General features: G+C 35.5%; 10 protein-coding genes. 8 read left to right on the top strand and 2 right to left on the bottom strand.

What is annotated here, in order from left to right; all coding sequences use genetic code 11:
• Positions 1–646 precede the first annotated feature (646 nt).
• From Q4489_RS10800 to Q4489_RS10775, 6 genes are all read left to right on the top strand, one after another.
• Complete coding sequence (locus Q4489_RS10800) at positions 647–871, top strand: hypothetical protein (RefSeq protein WP_303480106.1); 225 nt, start codon at positions 647–649, stop codon at positions 869–871.
• Positions 872–875: 4 nt separating this feature from the next.
• Positions 876–1,049: a hypothetical protein gene (locus Q4489_RS10795; protein ID WP_303480103.1), complete on the top strand. Its 174-nt coding sequence runs from the start codon at positions 876–878 to the stop codon at positions 1,047–1,049.
• Positions 1,050–1,112: 63 nt separating this feature from the next.
• Positions 1,113–2,063, top strand: coding sequence for a rhomboid family intramembrane serine protease (locus tag Q4489_RS10790; protein ID WP_303480100.1), 951 nt, complete (start codon positions 1,113–1,115; stop codon positions 2,061–2,063).
• Complete coding sequence (locus Q4489_RS10785; protein WP_303480098.1) at positions 2,048–2,293, top strand: hypothetical protein; 246 nt, start codon at positions 2,048–2,050, stop codon at positions 2,291–2,293. The genes Q4489_RS10790 and Q4489_RS10785 overlap by 16 nt, the downstream gene beginning before the upstream one ends.
• Before the next feature lie 532 nt (positions 2,294–2,825).
• Positions 2,826–3,227 (top strand): hypothetical protein, encoded by a 402-nt coding sequence (locus Q4489_RS10780; RefSeq protein ID WP_303480095.1) that lies wholly within the window; start codon positions 2,826–2,828, stop codon positions 3,225–3,227.
• A 282-nt stretch (positions 3,228–3,509) separates the two neighbouring features.
• Positions 3,510–4,352 carry an HDOD domain-containing protein gene (locus tag Q4489_RS10775; RefSeq protein WP_303480092.1) on the top strand — a complete coding sequence of 281 codons (843 nt, stop codon included), beginning with the start codon at positions 3,510–3,512 and terminating at the stop codon, positions 4,350–4,352.
• 42 nt (positions 4,353–4,394) lie between these two features.
• On the opposite strand, the gene rdgC is transcribed toward Q4489_RS10775, so the two are convergent.
• Positions 4,395–5,315 carry a recombination-associated protein RdgC gene (gene rdgC, locus Q4489_RS10770; protein ID WP_303480089.1) on the bottom strand — a complete coding sequence of 307 codons (921 nt, stop codon included), beginning with the start codon at positions 5,313–5,315 and terminating at the stop codon, positions 4,395–4,397.
• A gap of 131 nt (positions 5,316–5,446) precedes the next feature.
• A complete protein-coding gene (locus tag Q4489_RS10765; RefSeq protein ID WP_303480088.1) occupies positions 5,447–7,177 on the bottom strand; it encodes a HAMP domain-containing sensor histidine kinase in 1,731 nt (576 codons plus the stop codon).
• A 301-nt stretch (positions 7,178–7,478) separates the two neighbouring features.
• Here Q4489_RS10765 and Q4489_RS10760 point away from each other — a divergent pair, with 301 nt between their 5' ends.
• Both Q4489_RS10760 and phoB read left to right on the top strand, forming a co-directional pair.
• Positions 7,479–8,405, top strand: a complete 927-nt coding sequence (locus Q4489_RS10760; RefSeq protein ID WP_303480085.1) for a porin — start codon at positions 7,479–7,481, stop codon at positions 8,403–8,405.
• A 192-nt stretch (positions 8,406–8,597) separates the two neighbouring features.
• Positions 8,598–9,299 (top strand): phosphate regulon transcriptional regulator PhoB, encoded by a 702-nt coding sequence (gene phoB / locus Q4489_RS10755; protein ID WP_074498903.1) that lies wholly within the window; start codon positions 8,598–8,600, stop codon positions 9,297–9,299.
• Positions 9,300–9,306: the final 7 nt, after the last annotated feature.

The raw sequence follows: 9,306 nt of genomic DNA, 5'->3' as shown, positions 1-9,306 counted from the left end.
GGTTATCGCCATTAGAGGCCGAACACAAATATTGGAAAACTTATAACAAGGTGGCCAGTTTTAGTTGACCACTACAAATGCCTACTGTAAAGCTATAACGGGGTAATATCATGTTTTTCAGATTACTAAGTTTTTGTTTGGGTGTCTTTTTTATATACTCAGCGAGCATTGGCCTTAACTTTTTTAATGTGGAGCAAGGTTATACTTTTAGTCACATTGGAGCAATTGCCGTGGGTATTTACCTAATATTATATGCTCTGAATGTAAACTTGTTAAAGTGGTTTAAGTTGTCCAAATAACCTTTTAACCTAGCATTTAAACTAAGCATGGGCTCAAAACTTTGAACATTTCTAATTGGTTTCATCAAACTTTAATAACTGGCAGGATCAAGTCTTGCTATTTACATAAAAACCTTGAAATATGGGTGCCAGCAACATGAAGCCATTACTTATCTTTTTAGTGTTTAGCGGTTAGACTCTCTCTATTTTATTTCACTTCACCGAAAATATTATGTTGGCAATACATAAGGCGTGTTAATTCGCTTAATGCCTAGCCAACCTTTATACAAGCTTTTCACAATGTTTTTCAATTGCCTATATTGGCAGAACACCCTACCTTTGATTCTATCTTCTGAAGATAGGGTACAGTGCTGTTATCTGATGATGAGAAATCAGTACTGCAATCAAGCTGTATGACAGATCAACAAACCCTAAAGATTAAATGTTTTCAGGAGATACAAGCGGCTGCCTTTAGCGAACGTTTGCGTGAGAAATTAAAGTCAGCCTTATTAACTGCTCATTCTCATGGTGAGATTGAGTCAATCAACAAACCAGCGTTATTGATTAGAAAATGCTGGATACATGGAGCGTAATATTATGCGTGAATTAAACGTAAATGAGATAGAACAAGTAGATGGTGGACTAAGCGCAGAAAGAGGTGCGATGGCCGAAGGGGCTATTGCAGCAGCGGCTTTCGCCGTAGGTAGCACTGGAGTAGGTTTGATAGCAACAGGAGCTGTGTTGCTTTGCATTTGGATGATGAAGGACTAATTAAGCCCTTAATGCTAAAGTGATTTTTCTTTAGCATTTCTCTACTAACAAATGGAACATATCATGCTAGTTGGACAATATGGAAAAAGGCCAAAGAAATTAAAAAATTTAGAAGTGTTTATCAAAGGTTGGAGGCCTATCGAAGGCTGGATGATCCAAGATGAAAACAAAGAATTTGTGTTACCAACACACCATTCAATATTAGGAAAAAAATTTTATAAGGCTTATAAATATTCTACACAGAGAAGCTTTGTTTTTTTATTAATCAGTATGTTGCTTATTTGTGCTGCTTTAATTTTTAGGCCAACTACTTTGATTGTCCAACACATTTCACTATTTATGATGTTATTGTTAGTAATTAGTATCGATATGTGGTTAAGCATAAAAAGCTTAAATAGTTGCAAACAAAAAGTAGAGTTTTTGTTTGAAATCCAAAAATCATTCAAGGGCGTATTTTTATTATTTATACCGTTTTTTTGTATAACTCTGTTATTACAATTCTATTTTTCTGATCAATTAGGGAGTTTTGAAGCTTTTGTCATGTATTATGGAAATTATTATCCAGAAATTGATTTAAGCTCCTTTTGGCGATTTTTAATTGGTCCACTCTTACATGGAGACATAAATCATTGGTTAGTTAACATTGTGTTAACTATACTTTTTGCCTCGATGATGCCAAAAGTGAACAAATTTTTTATTTTTTATGTATTTTATATTGGAGCAGTTGGTTCTCATATAGTTACTTTTTTTGTTCACAAGCTCTTCAATACTCCTTTCGATGCCTTATTAGGTGCGTCAGGCGGTGCTTATACATTAATAGCAGTTACTATATGCCAGCTTTTTCAAAAGAAACATAGCAACGTAGCACTGTCTCTCGTAGCGTTGGTGATTTTTATAGAGCTATCTGTAAGTTTATTGCCGAATAATGTTAGCCACTCAGCTCATTTAAGCGGTTTCAGTTTAGGGATTCTTTTATATACCACAAAAAAGGCTTTAATATGTCGGCAGGTATGAGCTTTGCTTTATTGGTTAAAAAGTTAAGACAAAAGCGTTGTAGTAGATGCGGGTTATACACAGATGGCTCTAAAGGCCAATGTGGGCATTGCTCAGAACTTAATGACTACCAATTAGAAGAGTTTAAAAAACAGCATCAATGGGAACAGCATGAGCGCTCAAGGCAGGGGAAGTTCTTTATCATTATTTCTTGTTTGATTTTATTACTCTTATTATTGGTTAGTATTTAATGGAAAGTATTATCAGTAAAAGACTATTTATGCGAGATTCTTTTGCTTCACCACTGCTTGAAATTAATCTGATATTAAATCGTTAAAAATTTGGAAACAGGGGTGACAACGGACGACTTTACGGTTAAAGGCTATCACCAACATGAAGCCATTGCTTATCCTTTTAGTGTTTAGCGGTTAAACTCTCTCTATTTTATTTCACTTCACCTAAAATATTATGTTGGCAATACATAAGGCGTTTTAATTCACTTGATGCCTAGCCAACCTTTATACAAGCTTTTTACAGTGTTTTTAAATTGCCAATATTAGCTGCTCACCCTACCTTTTGTGCCAGCCTTCTTAACAAGGTTTATACGTTGTTTGACTGAAAATAAATAGGCAGATTTGATGATTGCTTCATAGATAAACAGGGGTGAGAAAATCTTTCTCGCCTCCAATAAACCAACACATTTCATATAGATCTAAACCAAAAGTTACAGGTCTATTTGTATAGGGTATTGAATCAGAACACTGATTATTAAACTTAAGGTAAGTGAAGTTTGGAACCCATAATGAAAAAAAAGATACGAAATCCTCATTGATTATCATTACTTTAATTTCTATTTGTATACTCATTACCTTTTTTATACAAGATGTGAGAAGTGAGGTTGATGGCCCTTTATTCTCCTTAATTCTTGGTTCTGCTCCATCATTTTTTTATACATTAGGGATGTTACTTATTTGTTTCTTAGTGTCTGAAAAGGAACATTTAACTAACTGTATTTATGTTTTAATAGGTTCATTGATTTATGAAATCAGTCAGCTATTTGGCTCAGAAGCAAGAACGTTTGACTACTCTGACGTACTGGCGATTTGTTTAGCGTTTGTGTTTTTTATTTTGCTCATATATAGGTCAGGTTACTTGCCACACTCAAAAAGTAATGAATTTATTTGAAACAATGAGCTTATGCTTTAACGATAAATATTTCATTCAATCTGATATGAATTAGCGAGGATAGATTCAGGTAGATAAGCACTGTTAAAAATTGTTGTTGTTCACTTTTCAATTTTGAGAGGAAATTCGCCAGTAATAACCTGAGTTGGTCGAAAAACTCAAACCCTAAGTTTGTTAAACAGTAATTTCATAAAAATATATAAATACTGATGAAAGCACTACACGCAATAAAATAGTGTGCTATTTTTAAATGGATTAACAATTATTTAAAGGGCGTAACAAATGGGAACAGAGAATGCGTTGTACACCATCCTTGTTGAAAAAATCAAACAAAAATCACTTGTACTTCCCACTTTACCAGAAGTTGCATTAAGGGTTAGAGAGGCGGCAGATGACCCGCAAATTAACCTAGGGGATATGAGCGATATAATTGCGCATGATCCTGCTCTTTCAATGGGCATGTTGAAAGTAGCGAACAGTGCCATATTAGGCCGAGGAGTAAAAGTCGAGACTGTTAATCAAGCTGTTACTCGTATTGGTTTGAGACAAATAAAAAGTGTTGCAACAGCCATGGCCTTAGAACAGGTGTTTGTTTCTGAAAATGAAATTGTTTCTTTATACTTGAAAAAGTCGTGGGCTAAAACGATCGAGGTAGCATCAGTTGCTATGGTATTGATGACATTTTATCAACGAGATCACAAGCACAGCCCTTTGACATTAGACACTCTAACCTTAGCTGCGCTTATACACAGTATTGGCGTGTTACCCATATTAACGGAAGCTGAGAATCATCCAGATGTTTTCGCCAATCCAACATTTTTGCAACAAGCGATTATTAAGCTTTCAAATAAAATAGGTGCTGAAATTACGATTGCTTGGGATTTATCACAAGAGTTTACTGATATTGTATTAAACTGGAGTGATTTAACGGTATTACCCGCAGAGGTACATTATTTAGACTTTATACGCGCGGGTGCAATTCATAATGGTATTTTTAAAAATGAATCGACACAAGAAGTCTTATTAAAAAGTTATGTTGCTAAAGGAATATTACCTGATATTGACTTTATGTCGTCAGATGAGTTTAAAGATATGCACCGAGATGTTAAAGATATGTTCAGCTAAAAAAGGGCTTAATGCTTTTTAGCTGAACATAACATAGTGTTGTTAGCTTTCTAAATAATCTGTTGTTTTACAGTTAAACTCGTGCAGTAAGTCACCAATAAAACGATTAATTTCGCCGGCCATTAGTGCAAAGTCGGCGTCAAGACGTGCTACTACGTCATCTTTGTCGATATCTTCATTTTGTTCGTGTAATACATCAAAGAACTTTAAACGCTTTATAGCGAAATCGTCACAGAGGATACAAGATAAAGCGTCGTCCCAAACAAGCTCTAACTTAACAGCAAACTTTTCGGCATCTAAATGGCTTTTCATTTCATCGCTTGTTAAATCTTGGTTTTTAACACGCACTATCGCCCCGTCATCACCTAATCCATGTAGTTCAGCTTCTGTCCCTAATTCAAATGACTCACCAAGATTGTTTTCGGTTAACCAATCCGTCATTAATTCATCTGGCGCTTTTTCAGGAGATACGCTAGTAACAGGTAAGGTACCTAACACTTTACGAAGTAATGCTAAAAAGTCTTCCGCTTTTGCGCGACTACTTGAATTGATAACAATGATATTGTGTTCGGCATTGATATAGCCATGAGTGTCAGTAACACGAGAAAAGGCTCTGGGCAGTAGTTCAAAAATGATGTCTTCTTTAAATTGTTCTTTTTCTTTTTTTGTTGCACTGCGACCGTGCTCGTTTTCTAGCAAGGCCATTTTCTCTTCTAACATTTCTTTGATCACAGGGGCAGGTAAAATCTTTTCTTCTTTACGTGCACACAATAAGTGATTGCCATTCACCGAATGTACTACTGAATCACCGTGTTTTCCTAGGGCGTTAACCCAGCCAAAGTGTGACATTTCAGTTGATGCACAAGGAGTAAATAAATGTTCATTTAGGTGTTTGATTAAGTCTTGCTCAGACCATTCGAAAGGACGCGTAAAAGCGAAAAAGTATAAATTTTTAAACCACATTGAAAACTCTCGTGGGCGATAATTCGCCTTTTATTTTTGAAAGGGCGTTATCTTATACCAATTAACATGATTAATTAATCATTAGTTTATGATTGAAAAGTTATTGAAGCGACAAAAAGCAAAATATGCGATTACTGCATATCTGTAAAATTAATGATGTAAGTTAATCCATGGCCTTTTTTAGACTCAGCTTGAATGCTACCGTTGAGGGTGTCTGTGACCAAGTTATGCACAATATGAGTACCTAACCCAGTCCCGCCTTTTCCTGCTTTTGTGGTGAAAAAAGGATCAAATAGTAAGGGTAATTGGGTTTCTGTCACACCAACACCATTGTCTTGGTAAACAATTTCTACATCTTTGTTATTCATATGAACATCAATATTAATTTTACCTCGATTGATGCCATCAAAACCATGGATAATTGAATTAATAATTAAGTTAGTGAAAATTTGTGATATAGCACCTGCATGGCAATACACATCTAAATTTTCAGGACAGTTTACTTTAATTCTGTGATTGGTTTTCTTGAGTTTAGGGTGCAGTGATTGAATAATTTCATCAAGATATTTTGCGACATTTATTTGTCTAATTTTATCACTGGTTTGGTCTACCGCGACTTGTTTATAGCTGGAAATTAATTCTGAAGCTCTATTGAGGTTGTTGATTAATAAAGCAACGCTTTGTCCAGCGTTTTGGGTAAACTCTTCAAGGCTTCGCTTACTCAATTTTTGTTCTTCAATGTCGTTATTTAATTCAGTAAGAAGATCAGCAAGGTAGCTGATAGAGGTAATACTAACACCAATAGGTGTGTTTATTTCGTGAGACACTTCTGCTGATAGAGCACCTAATACTGCCATTTTCTCTGATTCAAGCAAACGGTCTTGCGCTTTATTTAATTCATTTATAGAGCTTTTGAGTTCTTTGTTAGTGTCAATAAGGGTTTTTTCAGTGATGCTTCGGCGTTTATTTTCTTCTTTTAATTGGCTTTGTTGCGTGAGTAATTCACGTTGTTGGCGTTCCATTTTTAACATGGTAGTACTCAATGAAGATGTCTTGCGAGCTACTTCTTGCTCTAACATTAAATTTTGCTCATCGAGTTTTCGGTTTGAAGCAATGATCTCGTTTTGTGCTAGGGCGAGTTCTTCTTTATATTTTGCCAGTTCAGATAACAAATTATTGTAGGCGTTTTGTAAAACGCTCAATTCATTTTGTTCATAATTAACCATGTGAATTTTAGACGCTTCTGGGTCGTCCATATCAAACTGGTTAATTTGTTCGGTCAGTTCGTTGAGTGGGTTTGTTAATAATTGAGAAAAGGCAAAAGAAAACAATAACATTAGCGCCGCTGTTTTCACCATTGCGTTACCAATAAGAAAGTAAATACCCACTTCTATCCGATTAAAGATAACTTGGTTACTTGAGAGAAGGGTCACTGAACCAACTTTGGTAGTCCGGCCTGAAAACTCAAAAATTAAGGGGAAAGAATGACCAAACAAACTGTCTGAAAAGGCGTTGATATTAAAGTAATCAGCTTTTTTTATTTGTGTATCTGAAAGCGAGGCATTGGCACCAAGCTGCGTAATTACTTGATTGTTTTCATCGGTAACTTTTATGCCTTTTATCATTGGAATAGCCACAAGGCCTTCTGCAATATCAATGGCTTGTTGAGTATTCAGTTCCCATACTGCGCGCGTTAAACTACTTGAAAATGTTTTTTCTAATGTTTGTAACTCATCATTAATATGTTTTTTGGTATTGATATATTCGGCGCCAATTTGCACACATGTGACTAGAAAGGTTAAGACAAAATAAAAAGACAAAACTCTTGTAAGCAATTTGCGAGAGATACTTGTTATTTTCATTTTATCTTCTATTTGAGCAATACCTAATTTGATTGTAGCTATTTTATCGTTTGATTAAAGTGTTTTTTGAAAAAAATACGAAATTTATTCTATTATTTTTCTTATTTTTCTAGGGGATAGACTATAGTTTTTATAATGCAGTTTAGTCAGTTTGTCATTAAACTGAAATAAATCGTACACAAAAGTGACGTAATAAATTCATTTTGATGTAAAAAAAAAGTCATATTGTCACAAAAGTGTCATTTAGTTTCGGCACAATGTGCGACAAATATATTCAATATACATTTGAAAGGGTAGTCTCATGAAACGTTATTATAATTCTCTTGCCATTGCTGTTTTTACTGCAATGTCAGCACCAAGTGTTGCAGATGGCATAGATATATATGGTAAAGCAAATGTTACCGTGCAATCTTCTGATGAAGGTGAAGGATCTTTTACTGAAGTAAAAAGTAATAATTCACGTATTGGCTTTAAGGGTGAACAAGCAATTTCGGATGGATTGACTGTTGTTTACAAGGCAGAATTCGGTGTTGATTTAGACGGTGATAGTGCGAAAGGAGACAGTATAACCGATCGAAATCAGTATATAGGTTTAAAAGGCAACTTTGGTGAGGTGTTGATTGGCAAAAATGACACGCTATTAAAGCAATCTCAGGGTAAAGTTGATGTTTTTAGTGATTTAAACGCTGATATTAAGGCTTTATGGAAAGGTGAGAACCGTGTTTCTGACAGCATCACTTATAAAACGAAAAAATTTAGTGGTTTTCAATTGGGGATGACGTATGTGGTTGAAGACAGTGTTGATGGTGAAGATGCCAGTTCAATTGCGTTAATGTACGGCGATAAAGCATTAAAAAAATCTACATTTTATGCTGCGTTAGCCTTTGATTCAGAGATGGCCGGTTACGATGTTACGCGTGCTGTTATTTCAGGAAAATTAGGTGGCTTTATCCTTGGTGCAATTGCCCAAACACAAGAAAGCGTAAGTTCAGGACAAGAGATGGACGGCTTTCTCTTATCAGGGAAGTACAATATTGATGATTGGGTGTTAAAAGGACAGTTTCAAACGGCAGAATTTGAAGGTGGTGATGATAAATCTGGTATTACAGTAGGTGCAGATTATAAGCTAGCCAAAAATATTAAAGCCTTTGGCTTTTATACAACATTTGATATGGATAGCGGTGCAGATGAAGATTATTTGGGAGTTGGGCTTGAATATAACTTTTAAATATTAGCAACCTCTTGTGTAAAAGGTGTTGTGCTTCTCTATAAAAAGCGGCTGAATAGTCGCTTTTTTCTTGTGTTGTAGTGCAACATCGGCAATGATGAAATAAAATTTTACCCATGTCATAAAATTGTCACAAAAACTTATCACAATGTTCATTAGATATTGTCACATGCCTAATGGGAAGTTTAATACATGAACAGACAAATTTTGGTCGTTGAAGACGAAGCACCAATCAGGGAAATGATCACTTTCGTGTTAGAACAAAATGGTTTTAACGCTATTGAAGCTGAAGATTTTGACCAAGCAAAAGAAAAAGTGGTAGAGCCATACCCTGATTTAATCTTATTAGATTGGATGCTACCAGGCGGCTCGGGTGTTAAATTAGCAAAAATGTTGAAACAGAATGAATATACGCGTTCGATTCCCATTATTATGCTAACGGCACGCGCCGACGAAGAGGATAAAGTACGAGGGTTTGATGTTGGCGTGGACGATTACGTAACAAAACCTTTTTCACCAAAAGAGTTGATTGCTCGCATTAAAGCGGTGATACGCCGAGTGGCGCCTACAGCGCTTGAAGAAGCGATTGAATTTCACGGTATGAAGCTTGATCCAGTTGCTCATCGAGTATCGATAAATGATAGTAATATTGATTTAGGTCCTACAGAGTTTAGATTGTTACACTTTTTTATGACTCATCCTGAGCGTGTATATAGTCGGGAACAATTACTAGATAATGTTTGGGGTACAAATGTTTATGTTGAAGATCGCACTGTTGATGTTCATATTAGACGCTTACGAAAGGCAATTACCGGTGCAGGTCATGAAGATTTTATTCAAACAGTACGTGGTTCTGGTTATCGGTTTTCAGGAAAAATAAAAGCGAGTGTTTAATTAAGCC

This window comes from Thalassotalea sp. 1_MG-2023, assembly GCF_030546745.1.
GTDB lineage: Bacteria > Pseudomonadota > Gammaproteobacteria > Enterobacterales > Alteromonadaceae > Thalassotalea_C.
This window is presented reverse-complemented; position numbering and strand designations above follow the sequence as displayed.

Excerpts from the sequence above, each read along its gene's own strand:
- Q4489_RS10795 (WP_303480103.1), top strand. The coding sequence starts at position 876 with ATGCGTGAATTAAACGTAAATGAGATAGAACAAGTAGATGGTGGACTA.
- Q4489_RS10790 (WP_303480100.1), top strand. The coding sequence starts at position 1,113 with ATGCTAGTTGGACAATATGGAAAAAGGCCAAAGAAATTAAAAAATTTA.
- Q4489_RS10785 (WP_303480098.1), top strand. The coding sequence starts at position 2,048 with ATGTCGGCAGGTATGAGCTTTGCTTTATTGGTTAAAAAGTTAAGACAA.
- Q4489_RS10775 (WP_303480092.1), top strand. The coding sequence starts at position 3,510 with ATGGGAACAGAGAATGCGTTGTACACCATCCTTGTTGAAAAAATCAAA.
- rdgC (WP_303480089.1), bottom strand. The coding sequence starts at position 5,315 with ATGTGGTTTAAAAATTTATACTTTTTCGCTTTTACGCGTCCTTTCGAA.
- Q4489_RS10765 (WP_303480088.1), bottom strand. The coding sequence starts at position 7,177 with ATGAAAATAACAAGTATCTCTCGCAAATTGCTTACAAGAGTTTTGTCT.
- Q4489_RS10760 (WP_303480085.1), top strand. The coding sequence starts at position 7,479 with ATGAAACGTTATTATAATTCTCTTGCCATTGCTGTTTTTACTGCAATG.
- phoB (WP_074498903.1), top strand. The coding sequence starts at position 8,598 with ATGAACAGACAAATTTTGGTCGTTGAAGACGAAGCACCAATCAGGGAA.